Here is a 15,578-nt window from a genome sequence, read left to right on the forward strand (position 1 = left end):
GTGCCGTCACGCCGTCACTTCCTGGCCGGTCTGACCGCAGCCACTCTCTCGCCGATCCGCGGCTGGGCTTCGGTTGGGGCGCCCGACTTTCTGGCTGCAGGGCTGTTTCCCGATGGTTCACATAGGCTGGCGGGTCTGAATGAGCAGGGCGAAACCCTGTTCTCGGTGCCCTTGCCTGCGCGTGGGCATGCCGCCGCAGCGCATCCGTTCAAAGCACAGGCCGTAGCTTTTGCCCGTCGCCCCGGAACATTTGCCGTGGTGGTCGACTGCGCCACCGGCGCGCAGATTGCGCAACTCACCGCTCCTGAGGGCCGCCATTTCTATGGCCATGGCACCTTTTCACCCGATGGTACAACTTTCTTCGCGACCGAGAACAACTATGAGGCCGGAATAGGAGTCATAAGTGTCTGGAACGCGGACAGCTTTGTACGGATAGCAGAGTTTCCCTCGGGTGGCGTCGGACCGCATGACATGCGCTTGATGCCCGATAGGCAAACGCTGGTGATTGCCAATGGCGGGATCCAGACACATCCCGAAACCGGGCGCACCAAACTGAACCTGCCGGTGATGGACCCCAATCTGACCTATCTGAGCCTTTCCGGCACTTTTCTTGAGCAGATTTCCTTGCCCCGATATCTACACAAGAACTCGATCCGGCATCTGGCCGTTCGACAAGACGGGCTGGTGGGCTTTGCGATGCAGTGGCAGGGCAGCACGTCTGAACACCCGCCGCTGCTGGGCCTGCACCGTCTCGGCGAAGCCCCGCGCCTGCTGTCGGCCCCCGACAAGGATCAAAGCATGCTCCAAGGCTATGCGGGGAGTGTCGCGTTTTCGGCGGACGGTACGGCCATTGCCATCACTTGCCCGCGCGGCAATGTACTACATCAGTTTGACGTCACCAACGGGACCTTTGCGAATGCCCATGCATTAGAGGATGTCTGCGGCTTGGGTGCAGGGTCAGACGGGTTGGTCTTTACCACCGGAACTGGCTTGTTTGGTACTTTGACCGGTTTGTCCCCTATGATCCGCGCCCACGCACACTGTCAGTGGGACAATCACCTGATACCGATCCGCCACCCTGAGTAAAACTCGGTTTTCTTCGTCACTTAGTTTACACTTGGAAGAATCAAACTGCTGCCGTATTGGCGGGCGCGAAACTGGCACCCTTACGTTAAGGATCAACTTGATTGAAACAGACGCCCGATGCACCGCATTCCATCTACGGGATTGAGAAATGGGGCAAAGGCCTCATCGAGGTGACGGATCAGGGCGAGATCGGTCTGCGCAACCCCATGTCGCCAGAGACAGCAGCGATCAGCCTGCTGGGTATTATCAGCGATTTAGATGACCGTGGCATCAAAGCCCCCATGGTTCTGCGCGTGACCTCTTATTTGGAACATGAAATCGCGCATCTGAACGATAGCTTCCGCGAGGCCATCGCGCGTGTTGGGTACAAGGGATCCTATCGCGGCGTTTTCCCGATCAAGGTGAACCAGCAGGCACAGGTCGTCGACCGGATCGTCGAGTTCGGTAAGAAGTACAACTATGGCCTCGAGGCCGGGTCCAAGCCTGAACTGGTGGTAGCCCTTGCGCATCGACTGGCGTCTGAGGCGCTGATCGTCTGCAACGGTGTCAAAGATGCCGAGTTCATCCAGCTGGCGATCCTGTCTCGTAAGATTGGTTTCAACACAGTCATCGTTTTGGAAAGCCCGAAAGAGGCCGACACGGTGATCAAGGTCTACAACGAACTGGGCATCGAACCTCTGATCGGTGTCCGGGTCAAACTGACCAACCAGATCAGCGGCAAATGGGAAGAAAGCTCGGGCGACCGCTCGGCCTTTGGCATGAACACGGATCAACTGGTCGCTACGGTGGACAAGCTGCGCGACGCAGGGCTGTTGCATTGCCTAAAGCTGCAACACTCGCATCTGGGCAGCCAAGTTCAGGACGTCAACGATGTGCGCCGTGCTGTGGGCGAAGCCTGCCGGTACTACACCGAGTTGACCCGTGAAGGCGTGCCGCTGACCCATCTCGACCTCGGCGGCGGCATGGGAGTGGACTATACCGGCGAGAAGAAGGCCGCCGAAAACTCGATCAACTACACGGTCGAAGAATACTGCGCCAACGTCGTTGAAACCGTGGCCTATGCAATGGATGAGGCCGAAATCGACCACCCCACGTTGGTCACCGAAAGCGGGCGCGCAGTGGTGGCGACGTCCTCAATGCTGGTGTTCAACGTGCTGGAAAGCACATTGTATGATGCGCCAAACGGCCCCGAGGTTGAGCCCGATGATCACCACATGGTCTCGGACCTTGCTGCAGTGCGTGGATATCTCAGCAAAGATCGCCTGCAGGAATGCTGGAACGACGCCACCTTCTATCGCAACGAGTTGCGCGCCCTGTTCCGCCGTGGCTATGTCGACTTGCGGCAGATGGCGCGTGCCGAACGTATCTACCTGTCCCTGATGGCGCGTCTCAAGGCGCTTGCTGCCAGCGACGATCTGGAAACGGATGTGGATGATCAGCTTGAGAAAGTGGCCGATATCTACCACTGCAATTTTTCGCTGTTCCAATCCCTGCCCGACGTCTGGGCCATCGACCAGCTCCATCCCATCGTGCCGCTGCAGAGTCTTAACCGGACACCCGACCGCCGCGCGGTGCTGTCCGACATTACCTGCGACAGCGATGGCAAGATTGATCGGTTCATTTTGTCCGACGGCGTCTCGCCCAGCCTGCCGGTGCATTCTCTGCCCGAAGATCAGGAATACTTGATGGGTGTCTTCTTCGTCGGCGCCTATCAGGAAACGCTGGGCGACCTGCACAACCTGTTCGGCGACACAAACGTCGTCACCATCGACCTGCGCGCCGATGGCGGCTTTGACCTGCTGCACGAACAAGAAGGCGACACGATTTCCGAAGTCTTGTCTTATGTCGAGTTTGATCCGCAGGATTGCGTCGCCGCCTTCCGCAAAATGGTGGACGAGGCGATCTCGACCGGTACTTTGAAAGCCAAGGACCGCAAAACCCTGATGAGCGCCTATCGCGACTCGATCAACGGCTACACCTATTACGAATAATAAGGAGACGACCCAATGGGAAAAACACTGGTTGTCGGTGCAGGCGGCGTATCCCACGCAGCCGTGCACAAGATGGCGATGAACTCGGACATCTTCACCGAAATCACCCTGGCCAGCAGGACCAAATCGAAATGCGACGCCATCGCCAAAGCGGTGAAAGAGCGTGTGGGCGTTGAAATCGCAACCGCCGAACTGGACGCCTACAAGGTCGAAGACACAGTCAAGCTGATCAAGGACACCGGCGCGGAAATCCTCGTAAACCTCGCCCTGCCCTATCAGGATCTGGTCCTGATGGACGCCTGCCTTGAGGCCGGTATTCACTACCTCGACACCGCAAATTACGAGCCCGAGGATGAGGCCAAGTTCGAATACCATTGGCAATGGGCCTATCAGGAACGGTTCAAAGAGGCCGGCCTGACCGCCATCCTCGGTTCGGGCTTCGATCCGGGCGTGACCAGCGTGTTCGCCAAATGGCTGAAAAAACACAAACTGGACACGATCCGCCAGATCGACGTACTGGACGCCAACGGCGGCTCGAACGATCAGGAATTCGCCACCAACTTCAACCCGGAAATCAACCTCCGCGAAGTGCTGGCCGAGGTGCGCCACTGGGAAGGTGGCGAGTGGAAACACTCCCCGGCGATGACCCACAAGGTCGAGTTCGACTTTCCCGCCATTGGCCCCAAGAACATGTACCTGATGTATCACGAGGAACTGGAATCGCTTTCGACCCACTTCCCCGAGATCGAGCGTGCCCGCTTCTGGATGACCTTTGGCGACGCCTATATCACCCACGCAAAAGTGCTGGAAAACGTCGGCATGACCCGCATTGACCCGGTGATGCATGACGGCAAGGAAATCATCCCGATCCAGTTCCTGAAAACCCTGCTGCCCGACCCCGGCGATCTGGGCGCGGAAACCAAAGGCAAGGCCTGCATCGGCGATATCGCCACGGGTCAGGCCAAGGACGGCTCGGGCGAGAAGACCTTCTACATCTACAACATCTGCGACCACGAAGAATGCTATGCCGAGGTAGGATCACAAGCCGTCAGCTACACAACCGGCGTCCCTGCGATGATCGGTGCCGCCCAGGTACTAAAAGGCAACTGGCGTGAGCCGGGCGTGTGGAACATGGAACAACTCGACCCTGATGACTTCATGGATATGCTGAACACACACGGTCTGCCATGGCAGGTCCACGAACTCGACCGCCCGGTCGAATTCTGACTAACCAGTGGGGATACCGCTCCCCTTCTTCTTGTTCACAAATACGGCGGGGGTCCGGGGGCAGAGCCCCCGGCCTCTCCACAACCCAGAGACGCCGGACATGCCCGACATGATGACCACGCAGGCCGGAGACGCCGGCGCCTTCCGCAATTTCGATCTCAGCCGTGTACCCACGCCTTGCTTTGTCGTCGATGAGAACGCTGTAGAACGCAATCTGCGTATCCTCGCGGATGTCGGCACAGGGTCCGGTGCACATGTCATAAGCGCGCTAAAGGCGTTTTCGATGTTCTCGCTGGCTCCGTTGGTGCGCCAACACCTCGGCGGCACTTGCGCGTCCGGCATCTATGAGGCCCGCCTGGGTCGCGAGGAATATGGTGGAGAGGTTGCCACCTTCTGCGCGGGATACAAAGACGCCGACATAGATGAAATCCTATCGCTTTCGAACCACATCATCTTTAACTCTCCGGCACAAAAGGACCGGTTTCTTGCCAGGGCTCAGGCTGCCAAGGTGCAAGTCGGTCTGCGCATCAACCCGGAACATTCCGAAGGCGAAATTCCAAAATACGATCCCTGCGCCCCCTGTTCGCGGCTTGGAACCCCAGTGAGTCAATTGACCACCGAGGCTTTGGCCGGTGTCGATGGCCTGCATATGCACACGCTCTGCGAACAAGGGTTCGAACCGCTTCAACGCACCTGGGAGGCCGTTCAACCCAAAATCGCCCCCTTTATGGGCCAGTTCAAATGGCTGAACTTCGGCGGTGGCCATCATATCACCCGTGACGATTACGACCGCGAAGGGCTGGTTGCCTTCATCAAAGCCATCCGCGAGTCCCATGGCGTCGACGTCTACCTCGAGCCCGGTGAAGCCGTCGCGTTGGATGCTGGAATTCTGGTTGGGGAAATCCTCGACCTGCCGAAAAACGGCATGAACCTCGCTATTACTGATATCTCAGCCACATGTCACATGCCCGACGTGATCGAAGCCCCCTATCGCCCCGCCCTGATGGATGAGGCCGAGGCGGGCCATACCTACCGCTTGGGTGGTCCCTCCTGTCTGGCCGGCGACGTGATCGGCGACTACACTTGGGACAAGCCATTGCAGATCGGTCAGCGGTTCGCCTTTCTTGATCAGGCCCATTATTCAATGGTCAAAACCAACACCTTCAACGGCGTTCCCCTGCCAACCATCGCCTTGTGGAACAGCGAAACGGACGAACTGAAAATCATCAAAAAGTTCGGCTATAACGACTTTAAGGACCGCCTCTCATGAGCATTTTCCTCGATAGTGAACTGACCGAAGCCGAGCGTACCGAGGACGCCCGTTTTCGCGTGATCCCGGTCCCGCTGGAGCGCACCGTGTCTTACGGGTCAGGCACAGCCAGAGGCCCCGAAGCGATTATCGAAGCCAGCAACGAACTGGAACGTATCACCGGCCACGCGGAACCCTGTGTCGAAGGTATCTTCACCGAAGAGCCGCTGGATTGCGACGCTGCCCTGCCCAACATCATGGAACGCCTCGCCCAACGCACCGAAGCTGCCGTCCGAGCAGGCAAAGTGCCCGTAACATTGGGAGGCGAGCATTCCCTCAGCTACGGCGCAGTGATGGGCGTGGCGCGCGCGCTGAACCAACCCATCGGTATCGTTCAAATCGACGCTCATGCTGACCTACGCAACGCCTATCAGGGCGAAAAACACAGCCACGCCTCGGTCATGCATCTGCTGGCCGAGGAAGGCATCCGTTTGGCCCAATTCGGCGTCCGCGCCTTTTCCACCGAAGAAGCCAAAAGCCGTCTGAAAAACCGTGTTTTTCATTTGGACGCAGAGGAACTGGTCACCGGAAACATCCACGCAGTCGACCTGCCCGAAGATTTCCCCGAGCTGGTCTATGTCAGTTTTGATGTCGACGGCCTGGACCCCTCCCAGATGCCCGCAACAGGAACGCCCGTGCCAGGAGGTTTGGGCTACTATCAGGCCTTGCGTCTGGTCGAACACGCACTGAAGGGCCGCACATGCGTAGGTTTCGACGTGGTCGAACTGGCCCCGGACGGCAATGCCGCCTGGGACTTCACTGCCGCGCAGATCGTTTATCGCCTGATGGCGGCCTGCTAAGCGTCAGAGGTTTCGTTCAACTCCATATGCCCCTCGCCTTTGTTCAGGACACGGCGCAGCATGGGCTCGAAAAACTCCAACGGTTTGGTCGGATAATCCGGGTCGAACGCTTTCTGATCGTATTCGTGACAGAAATAGCGGCAGTCCTCCCAATAGGGGCTGTCGCGGTACTTGTCGCGCGCGTTGCGATCACCGCCCAAGTGGTGGTTGTAATAATAGCCCTGAAACACACAGTGATGTTTGAGAATCCAATAGGTTTTCTCGCTGACATAGGGCTTCATCATCGCCGCTGACAGCTCACCATGGTTGTAGGGTGACAGAATATCGCCAGTGTCATGGATCAGGGCCGCGACCACCAACTCTTCATCTGCCCCGTCTTCATACGCGCGCGTCGCGGCCTGCAGGCTGTGTTGATAGCGGTTCACGGGATAGGGTGTCCATTCCTCGTCCAATGACCGAATGGCGTCGAGGATTCGGTCCGGCAAAGCTGCATTATACGCTTCCTCATATTCCAATACGGCGTCCCAGTCGGCCTTGGTCGCTTCTTCAAAACTGGTCCAGGTGGGTTTGTGGCTCTTGTCCAGCATTGCTGATCCTCCGGCGTGTTTCCTGACCCAAGGAATATCGCAACTTTGATACTCAAAAAAATGAATTGATTTTATCGCTTTAATGAAAAAATACTTTCAATATGCAAACCAAAGCTCTTGAGACATTCCTCTGTGTTGCTGAAACGGGTGGGTTCCACGCGGCGGCCCGAAAGCTGAACGTGACCCAGACAGCCGTTAGTGCCCGCATTCGCCTGATCGAGGAGGAAACCGGCAGACCGCTTTTCACACGTGGTGCCGGCGGCACGGCGCTGACCGGATTCGGGCAGCAATTCAAGCCTTATGCTGAGCAGATGCTGTCGCTATGGGCGTTTGCCTCGCGCGAATTACCTGATCAGACCCAAAGCCGCCCTGCGCTGCGCCTGGGTGGGCAACTCAGCATATGGGACCCATTGCTGGTGGACCTTGCCGTACGCTTTGAACAGCGCTTTGACAAGCTTCTACTGACGCTCAACTACGACCACGATCTGAACATGATCGAGGCAGTGGCAACTCATGTGCTGGATGCAGCCATCACGCATGAAAAGCCTGCGGACCGGCGGGTGACTTGGTGCGAATTGGAACCTGAGGCTTTGTCATTGGTGCAGACGCCACAGAAGCACACCGCCGAAGAGGATCTGGTTTTCGTCAATCTTGAGCTGGGCGAAGTCTATCAGGACCATGTCAGATCCGCCGCGCGACAGGCGTCTGGTCAGACCCTGTTTCTGGGCAATTGCATAATGGCGCTGCGTTATGTCCTAAAACGCGGCGGACGCGGCTATTTCCCCGATTACGTCATTTCAGACCATTTGAAATCTGGCGATCTGGAACGTGTTGCAGAAAGCGTTCCATTGCGGTTGCCAGTGTATTTAGTCACACGCAGCGACCAGCCGGAATTTGACGAACTTCTGAGTTGCCTCACCGACCTGCGCGCCTAGGCGGGCGTGACCAACGTCTTGTCCGAACGCAGTCGCTTGCGCAGGATCGGACGCCCCGCGATCAACAGGAAGACACCGGAAATCAGCACCCCCATGATAGCCGGAAGATAAAGTAGGATCCAAAGCTTGGGGTCGTCGATAACAACAGGAGATACAAACCCGCGCACACCTTCGAGCAGCACCAGAATCGTGAACGCACCCAGAATTTGGGGCCAGAGTCCAAACCGCGAAAAGCTGCCCAGCATAAGTGTCGAATACCCTGCCAGGGCAACAGCGACACAAATGGCGATCCAGGAAAACCGCTGATGCAATTCTTCGACCAGCTTGCCCTCGCTATACCCTTCGGCGGCAGAAATCTCACTGCGGTTCTGAATCAGCTCAACGGTTGGGATAGCCTCAAGACTACGTTTGGCCATCGGGCTTGTACTGGTCAATTCGGAGATGTCGTATGACGCGTCCTGAAACAGGGTCGAAGATAACCGTCTGCCTTCTTTGGTCAGGCGCAGCGCCACGCCGTCAACCATAACAAGGTGAATGCCGATGTCATTGTTGACCAGATAGGCAGTGGCACTGGAGTAGCTGACCGCGTTTTCAGGATCGCGCCGGTCCGAGACAAATACCTCACGCAGTGTCCCGTCCAGATCGATCTGGCCGATATATACAGTAACATCTTCGGCCGGGTGCAGGAACTCGCCTTCGTTCAGCAACTGCGCCGTCACATCGCCAGCGACCTCTGCTTGCCGAATCTCCAATTGCTCGACCGAAGCGGGGCGCAGAAAAACACTGATTGCCGCCATCATCAGGCCGGTAATCGCCCCAAACAGAACGACGGCACGGGCTAACCTGCGAGGGCTGGAGCCCGTGGCCAGCATTACCGTCAACTCACTTTCCCGGCTCAGACGATTGGTGGCGTAAACAGCCGCAGCAAACACGGCCATGGGCATGACCGTGCGGATCAAAGTTGGCAGGGTCAGGGCAGTGAATTCCAGAAAAACCATCGCGGACTGACCACCGCTGATCACGCGGTCAAACAGGCTGACCGACCGGGTGATCCAGAACACGCCGACTAGCACAAGGGTGAAAAAGCCAAACAGAATCAGCAATTGCCGCAGGAAATATCCATCAAAGCGCGACATGGGTCCTCGTGCGTGTGTTCGTTTGCACCGGACACTAGGGCATTCGGCGGTCAGAGGAAACAGGGATTGGTTGGCCAGAGGAACCCTGTTTGCGCTTTGGCTGAAGAAGTCCAAAGCATTGATCAGAACATTGAGCTTTGTGAAAAGGGCGCTTCGTGGCACATTTCTTGGATTACTTGGAATGGAGTTTGACACATGGCCCTGTTTTTTTCCCGCCGCACCTATAACGCGCAAAAAAAGAAATTCACTTTCAAGCCCGCTGCAAAAACCAGATACGTTCACATCACGCAAAAAAGCCCGAGCGGTAAAATTCGCAAAGGCGGCATCGTCAAAAAGGCCAAATGGCTTGATCTTGTCCGCCAAGAGGGCGGAGATTCGGACGTCCTGATCTATGTCCATGGTTTCAACACCAGCCAGAAGAGTATGCTGGACCGGCTTGAAAAGATTGAAAACGGGGTAAGGGCCAACGGGTATCAGGGGGCCGTTGTGGCCTTTGACTGGCCAAGTGATGGGTCGATTCATGCGTATGACTCAGACCGCTCCGACGCCAAGGCAGTTGCCCCACACCTCGTGGGGGATGGAATTTTACCGCTGTTGGGGATGCCTTCTCGCCCAAGGGTTCACCTGATTGCACATTCCATGGGGGCTTTGGTCGTTCTGCGCGGTTTCTCGGATTTCGGGGATTCGGCTGGACCGGGAAACAAGATTTGGTCCGCGGGTCAGATCATGTTTGCGTCTGGCGATGTCGACGCAGAGTGGCTTGAAAAAGGCGCTTGGGGAGATCTGGTTCTCAAAAAGCGTAGCAAGCGATTCACCAACTATTACAGCAGCAGGGACAAGGTTTTGGCCCTGTCTGGCGGACTTGTGCATGGCGGGCGGCAACGCGTGGGTCGCGTTGGAATGCCAAAGCTGACCTCGAAAGGTCATTGGGACATTTATTGCAACGAGCAATACAAGCGCGACGTACCAAAGGCGCAGCGCAAAATGATGAAATCCCATCGCTGGTGGTTCGACAGCGACGGGTTTTATCAGGACCTTGCGCTGACGATCGGCGGGCATCCTGCAAAAACGATGCCTACTCGGCGGAAGACAAACATCGGAGACCAAGCACTGCTGGTCTGACCCCTCGGTCGCCTAGCTTTTATCCGTCGAAGCAAACTGTTTTCGCTAATGGTTAACAGTCCGTGGACGCCCCGTTGGCCACACGTTCATGTGGCAGCTGCATAACGGACCATGAAAAAGTGGCCAATTCACGCGCCACGCCTTTATTGAAACGGTTTCGACTGACGCGGGGATTTGGCGCCAACGCACAAGTCGTCAACACTGGAAGCCGCTGCACGGCACGCTCAAATACCAAAAAAAGCGACGCCGAATACGGCATCGCCACTTGGGCCGCTTGCTCCTTGGCAACTCTTCACCCAAAGAATTCCGAACTGTTTCAGGATTATCGGCAAATTTGGGCACAGAAACCGAAGCCAATCTCTCTTCCTGAAAATTCAGAATGACTTGAACCACATCGCAAGACGCGTCCCGGCGCGCTTCAGGTTGTCAGCAGTGTTTACACCTAAAAAACGTGCGAACCATTGGGCGTGCTCTGCACATTACCAAACCAAGTTCTTGCTGTGGTTTTTAATGGCAGGGGCAGCAGGGTTCGAACCCGCGACCTACGGTTTTGGAGACCGTCGCTCTACCAACTGAGCTATACCCCTGTGGTGAGCACCCAGATATGCCAGCCGCGCAGCGGACTCAAGAGGCTTTTTCAAATTCCGCTCCACTATCTGATCCGACAAACAAGTTGCGCAAAATGTGCAGTGCGCTAAGACAAGGTCCGGTCAACTAAAGGAAGCCCGAGTGAACCTCCGCAAGAAGATCGCAGACAGCGAAGTTGTGCTGAACTGGGTGGCACGTCGGATCGCCAGCTATATTCGATGGGTCAACCGCAACACGCGCTGGCAACGCATCGGGTATGAAGAACTGGACCAACTGGCTGAACAGGGAGAGCCGGTCATCGTTGTGCTGTGGCACCAGCGGCTGGCGCAGTCCCCGTATTTCTTTCCGCTGGACAAGGGCAGGATCTGTTCGATCACGTCCGCAGCCCGCGCCGGCAGCATGGTGGGCCGGGTGCAGGAACAGTTCGGCATGGACACAATCGCCATGTCCAGCCACAAGCGACACGTGGCCCTGTCGCGTGAAGTGCTTGGTAAGATGAAGCAGGGCATTTCCATCGGCATTGCTGCGGATGGGCCACGCGGACCAGAACGGGTGCTTTCAACTGTGCCTCTGGTCTGGGCGCGTACATCGGGCAAACGGGTATTTGGCATCACCTTTTCTGCGAAACACGGGCGCGAGGCCGGTACATGGGACCGCTTGCTGATGCCACGCCCCTGGCGCAATGAAGGAGTGTTTTTGTGCCGCGAATGGACCGAAACGGTGCCTCGCAAAGCCAGCGAAGAAGAGTTTGAGGCCCTGCGCCTGAGCCTTGAGCAGCACATGAACGACATCACAGCCGAAGCCGACCGGATGGTCGGGCGCGAGCCTTGGTCGCCTGATGCCTAACCGCCCCTGAGGCGTTGCATCAGATAGACTTCGCTGCCCTCAGGGATTGGTTCAGTGAGCCCGGTGGCAATGACGCGCCCGTCAATCGCGATAGAGACCCCCGCATCGATGGGGGCTTGCAATTGCGGGTGGGCCTGAACCAACGCACGTAAAAGTTCGCCGGTGGTTTTGGCCTCGACCTCCACCACCTGTTGGCCCCCGGTCAATGACCGGAGGCTAGACCAAAGGTGGACCTCAACCATTGTCCTTTAGCGCGGCCAGAATGCGCGGCGGGGACATTGGCAGTTGCTTCATCCGAACGCCAGCGGCGTTGGACACCGCATTGGCGATGGCCGCCAGCGGCGGGACAATGCCCGTTTCGCCGACACCACGAACCCCAAACGGGTGGCCGGGGTTGGGTACTTCGACAATCACCGTGTCAATCATCGGCAGGTCGCTGGCAACGGGAATGCGATAGTCGAGGAAGATCGAGTTCTGCAAGCGCCCGTCCTCGCCATAGATGTACTCCTCGTTCAGAGCCCAACCGATGCCTTGTGCGGCTCCACCCTGGAATTGACCCTCAACATAGGTCGGGTGGATCGCTTTACCGGCGTCCTGAATGACCGTGTAACGGGTGATCGAGGTCTTGCCGGTTTCAGGATCGACTTCGGCATCGACAATATGAGTGCCAAAAGACACGCCCGCACCTTCCGGGGTGGCTTCAAAGTGGCCCGAGATCGGGCCGCCGGTTGAACCCATATCCGCAGTGATGTCGGCCAGCGGCATCGGATCGAAATCGCCTGCATTGGGGCCCGAAGGCACCGCGCATCCGTCTTCCCATTTCACCGCATCAACCGGGATGCCCCACTTGGCCGCCGCGCGTTCGCATAGTTTCTCGACCGCATGTTTTGCGGCTTTGATCGTGGCCAGACCCGAGGCATAGGTCACGCGCGAGCCGTGGCTCACGTCGTTGTAACCCAGTGTCGCGGTGTCGGCGACGGTGACACGGATGTTCTCATAGGCAATGCCCAGAACCTCGGCCGCCATCAGCGCCATCGACGCGCGCGACCCGCCAATGTCAGGCGTTCCGACCATCAGCTGGGCCGAGCCATCTTCGGACAAGGCCAAAGATACGCTGGTCTCACCACCATGGTTGAACCAGAACCCGCAGGAAATCCCCCGCCCCTGCCCCGGTTTCAGCGGTGCTGCGTAATGCGGATGCGCCTTGGCAGCCTCAAGCGTTTCGACCAGACCGATGCGTTCATAGGTCGGGCCATAGCTGGCCTTGGTACCCTCATGGGCGGCGTTTTTCAGGCGCACGTCGACGGGGTCGAGACCCAGCTTGTTGCACAGCTCATCGATGACCGATTCAACCGCAAACGCCCCCATCGGCGCGCCCGGTGCCCTGTAGGCCGCCTGCTTGGGCCGGTTCGACATCACGTCATAGCCAATTTGCTTAACGTTGGTCAGATTGTAGGGCGCAAAGGCACACATAGCGGTCATGTCGCCCGGTGCGCCGGGGAACGCCCCACCTTGCAGGCGGAACACGCCTTGTGCTGCCGAAATTGTACCGTCCGTCTTCATCCCGATCTTTACATCCATCGATGCAGAAGAGGTTGGGCCGGTTGCACGGAATACTTCTGAACGCGTCATGACGATCTTGACCGGACGATTGGCTTTGCGGCTCAGCGCCAGCGCAACAGGCTCGATGAAAACGGTGGTCTTACCGCCGAACCCGCCGCCGATCTCGGACGCAGTCACCCGCAATTGCGAGGTTTCGATGCCCAGCAAAGCTGCACAGGTTTTCTGCGCAATCCAGTGGCCTTGCGTTGTGCACCACAGCTCGCCTTTACCGTCATTGCCCAGCATGCCCAGACAGGCGTGCGGTTCGATATAACCCTGGTGGGTCGCCTCGGTCACAAAGCTGTCTTCGATCACCAGATCGGCCTCGGCAAATCCGGCCTCGACATCGCCGTGACCGCTTTCATGGTAGCGGACCACGTTGGGGTGCATCCCTTCGGGTACGGAATAGTCTGCCGCGCCTTCGCGGATGATAGGTGCGTCCGAAGCCATTGCCTTGTCCACGTCGGTGACATGGGGCAGCACTTCGTATTCGACCTCGATCAACTTAAGCGCATCACGGGCCGCCAGCGCAGACGTCGCCGCCACGGCCGCCACCGCGTGACCGTCATACAGAGCTTTCTCACCCGCCATGACGTTTTCCAGAACATTCCAGAACTCGCCTTCCAGCCCCGGCTTGAACGGCACGTCGGCAAAATCCGCTCGGGTTACAACGGCTTTGACATCATTATGCGCCTCGGCCCTTGACGCATCGATCTTCACAATCCGTGCATGGGCGTGAGGAGAGCGCAGAACAGCACCGTGCAACATTCCGGGTGCCGAAATATCCGCGCCGAATTTGGCGCGGCCTGTCACCTTGTCCAGACCGTCAGGACGATTGGGGCGGGTGCCCACAAATGTGAAGTCTGATTTCCGATCGTCCAGAGCCATTACGACGCCTCCCGCATCTCAGCCGCCGTATCCATCACGGCGCGAATGATCTTGTCGTACCCGGTGCAGCGGCAGAGATTGCCTGCCAGCCAGTACCGGGTTTCCTCTTCGGTGGGGTTCGGGTTTTTCTCCAGCAGCGACTTGGCCGCCACCAGAATACCCGGAGTACAGATACCACACTGCAAAGCAGCGTATTCGATCATCTTCTTTTGCAGCGGATGCAGAACGTCGCCCTCTGCAATGCCTTCGACGGTTTCGATTTGCTTACCCTCGGCCTCGACGCCCAGCATCAGACAGGAACAGACCAGACGGCCATCAACGGTGACGGAACACGCACCGCAATCCCCGGTACCGCAGCCCTCTTTCGCGCCGGTCAGGTTCAGCTTGTCGCGCAGACAATCCAGCAAGGTTTCGCGCGGGTCGCAGAGGTATTCAACGGCGTCCCCGTTCACGGTGGTGGATACGTGGAGCTTGCTCATGCGTTTTCCCCCTTTGCACGGGCATAGGCAATTTTCGCAGCGCGCTTGGCCAGAACGCCAGCGACCTCGGTGCGGAATGCTATGGTGCCGCGTTTGTCATCGATTGGGTTGCAAGCGGCCGAGGCCGCAGCGGCCAGCGCATCCAGCGCGGCATCGTCCAGCTTGCTGCCGACAAGGGCTTTCGCGCAATCCTCGACCAGCAGAACCGTGGGAGCGATCGCCCCCAGCGACACCCGAGCCTCGGTGATGGTATCCCCGTCCAGACGCAAGCTGACACCTACACCAACCACGGCAATGTCCATTTCCGTACGCGGGATAAACCGCAGATATGCGTCGCCTGCATTCTCACCGCGCGCGGGAATGTTGACGGCGGAAACAACTTCACCCTTCGCCAGTGAGATCTTGCCGGGGCCGGTTGGGATATCCTCGACTGCAATCTCACGGGTGCCATCCGGACCAGTGACCGTGACAGTTACACCCGCTGCAACCATCGCTGGCACGGAATCAGCCGCCGGAGACCCGTTGCACAAGTTGCCGGTCAAAGTTGCACGCCCCTGCACCTGGGTGGATCCGATCAGGTCCATCGCCTCGACCACACCAGGCCAGTCCTTGCCCAGATCAGGATGCTCGCTCATCTCGGCGCCTGTAGTGGCCACACCCAGCGTCCAACTGCCATCGGCATTGCGGGTGATGTCGTGTACACCGTTGATTTTCTTGATGTCGATCAGCGTATCGGGTGTCACCAGTTCCGAGCGCAACTGCACCAAAACATCGGTGCCACCCGCCAGAAACCGAGTGATACCCGTCGCATTCGCGGCCAGAGCCGAGGCTTCGGCAAAGCTGGCGGGGCTGTGATAATCCATGAAGCTACCTCGTACCTGTTGATCAGGGATATCTGGGTTCCGGGCGACGTTAATTCACCCCTCGCCCGGCGTCTATGGGCCGAGCGACTAAAATTAGCGCTCCAAATGTCACGTAAGGT

General features: G+C 57.9%; 15 protein-coding genes and 1 tRNA gene. 9 read left to right on the forward strand and 7 right to left on the reverse strand.

Translation table 11 applies throughout. The features are described from left to right. From GS630_RS18255 to speB, 5 genes are all read left to right on the forward strand, one after another. Positions 1-1,086: a DUF1513 domain-containing protein gene (locus GS630_RS18255; RefSeq protein ID WP_171175949.1), complete on the forward strand. Its 1,086-nt coding sequence runs from the start codon at positions 1-3 to the stop codon at positions 1,084-1,086. A 101-nt stretch (positions 1,087-1,187) separates the two neighbouring features. Beyond that, positions 1,188-3,077 (forward strand): biosynthetic arginine decarboxylase, encoded by a 1,890-nt coding sequence (speA, locus tag GS630_RS18260; RefSeq protein WP_171238588.1) that lies wholly within the window; start codon positions 1,188-1,190, stop codon positions 3,075-3,077. A 15-nt stretch (positions 3,078-3,092) separates the two neighbouring features. Further along, positions 3,093-4,304, forward strand: coding sequence for a saccharopine dehydrogenase family protein (locus GS630_RS18265; RefSeq protein WP_171621275.1), 1,212 nt, complete (start codon positions 3,093-3,095; stop codon positions 4,302-4,304). 100 nt (positions 4,305-4,404) lie between these two features. Further along, positions 4,405-5,574 carry a carboxynorspermidine decarboxylase gene (gene nspC, locus GS630_RS18270; protein WP_171621276.1) on the forward strand — a complete coding sequence of 390 codons (1,170 nt, stop codon included), beginning with the start codon at positions 4,405-4,407 and terminating at the stop codon, positions 5,572-5,574. After that, entirely contained in the window at positions 5,571-6,413 is an 843-nt protein-coding gene (gene speB / locus GS630_RS18275) for an agmatinase (RefSeq protein ID WP_171621277.1), read from the forward strand. Before nspC ends, speB begins: the two co-directional genes overlap by 4 nt. Here speB and GS630_RS18280 read toward each other — a convergent pair. Then, entirely contained in the window at positions 6,410-7,000 is a 591-nt protein-coding gene (locus GS630_RS18280; protein WP_050604869.1) for an HD domain-containing protein, read from the reverse strand. The two genes, speB and GS630_RS18280, sit on opposite strands and share 4 nt — an antisense overlap. Positions 7,001-7,101: 101 nt before the next feature. On the opposite strand from GS630_RS18280, the gene GS630_RS18285 reads away from it, so the two are divergent. Then, the gene (locus tag GS630_RS18285) at positions 7,102-7,935 is read left to right on the forward strand and encodes a LysR family transcriptional regulator (RefSeq protein ID WP_171621278.1); all 834 of its coding nucleotides are present in this window, start codon (positions 7,102-7,104) and stop codon (positions 7,933-7,935) included. On the opposite strand, the gene lptF is transcribed toward GS630_RS18285, so the two are convergent. After that, positions 7,932-9,071 (reverse strand): LPS export ABC transporter permease LptF, encoded by a 1,140-nt coding sequence (lptF, locus tag GS630_RS18290; RefSeq protein WP_171238582.1) that lies wholly within the window; start codon positions 9,069-9,071, stop codon positions 7,932-7,934. The two genes, GS630_RS18285 and lptF, sit on opposite strands and share 4 nt — an antisense overlap. Before the next feature lie 195 nt (positions 9,072-9,266). Between lptF and GS630_RS18295 the strand changes: the two genes are divergently transcribed. Both GS630_RS18295 and GS630_RS18300 read left to right on the forward strand, forming a co-directional pair. After that, complete coding sequence (locus GS630_RS18295) at positions 9,267-10,193, forward strand: alpha/beta hydrolase (RefSeq protein ID WP_171175963.1); 927 nt, start codon at positions 9,267-9,269, stop codon at positions 10,191-10,193. 74 nt (positions 10,194-10,267) lie between these two features. Beyond that, positions 10,268-10,576 (forward strand): hypothetical protein, encoded by a 309-nt coding sequence (locus tag GS630_RS18300; protein WP_171238581.1) that lies wholly within the window; start codon positions 10,268-10,270, stop codon positions 10,574-10,576. A 128-nt stretch (positions 10,577-10,704) separates the two neighbouring features. On the opposite strand, the gene GS630_RS18305 is transcribed toward GS630_RS18300, so the two are convergent. Further along, positions 10,705-10,780, reverse strand: a tRNA-Trp gene (locus GS630_RS18305). A 142-nt stretch (positions 10,781-10,922) separates the two neighbouring features. Here GS630_RS18305 and GS630_RS18310 point away from each other — a divergent pair. Further along, complete coding sequence (locus GS630_RS18310; RefSeq protein WP_171175965.1) at positions 10,923-11,627, forward strand: DUF374 domain-containing protein; 705 nt, start codon at positions 10,923-10,925, stop codon at positions 11,625-11,627. On the opposite strand, the gene GS630_RS18315 is transcribed toward GS630_RS18310, so the two are convergent. From GS630_RS18315 to GS630_RS18330, 4 genes are read right to left on the reverse strand one after another with little or no spacing between them, the layout of a single operon-like run. Further along, positions 11,624-11,869, reverse strand: coding sequence for a MoaD/ThiS family protein (locus GS630_RS18315; protein ID WP_171175968.1), 246 nt, complete (start codon positions 11,867-11,869; stop codon positions 11,624-11,626). The two genes, GS630_RS18310 and GS630_RS18315, sit on opposite strands and share 4 nt — an antisense overlap. Then, positions 11,862-14,117 (reverse strand): xanthine dehydrogenase family protein molybdopterin-binding subunit, encoded by a 2,256-nt coding sequence (locus GS630_RS18320; RefSeq protein ID WP_171175970.1) that lies wholly within the window; start codon positions 14,115-14,117, stop codon positions 11,862-11,864. The genes GS630_RS18315 and GS630_RS18320 overlap by 8 nt, the downstream gene beginning before the upstream one ends. Next, entirely contained in the window at positions 14,117-14,596 is a 480-nt protein-coding gene (locus GS630_RS18325; protein ID WP_171175972.1) for a (2Fe-2S)-binding protein, read from the reverse strand. The genes GS630_RS18320 and GS630_RS18325 overlap by 1 nt, the downstream gene beginning before the upstream one ends. Further along, entirely contained in the window at positions 14,593-15,459 is an 867-nt protein-coding gene (locus GS630_RS18330; protein ID WP_171621279.1) for a xanthine dehydrogenase family protein subunit M, read from the reverse strand. Before GS630_RS18330 ends, GS630_RS18325 begins: the two co-directional genes overlap by 4 nt. Positions 15,460-15,578 lie beyond the last annotated feature (119 nt).

The organism is Ruegeria sp. HKCCD7303, from assembly GCF_013111185.1.
Lineage (GTDB): Bacteria > Pseudomonadota > Alphaproteobacteria > Rhodobacterales > Rhodobacteraceae > Ruegeria.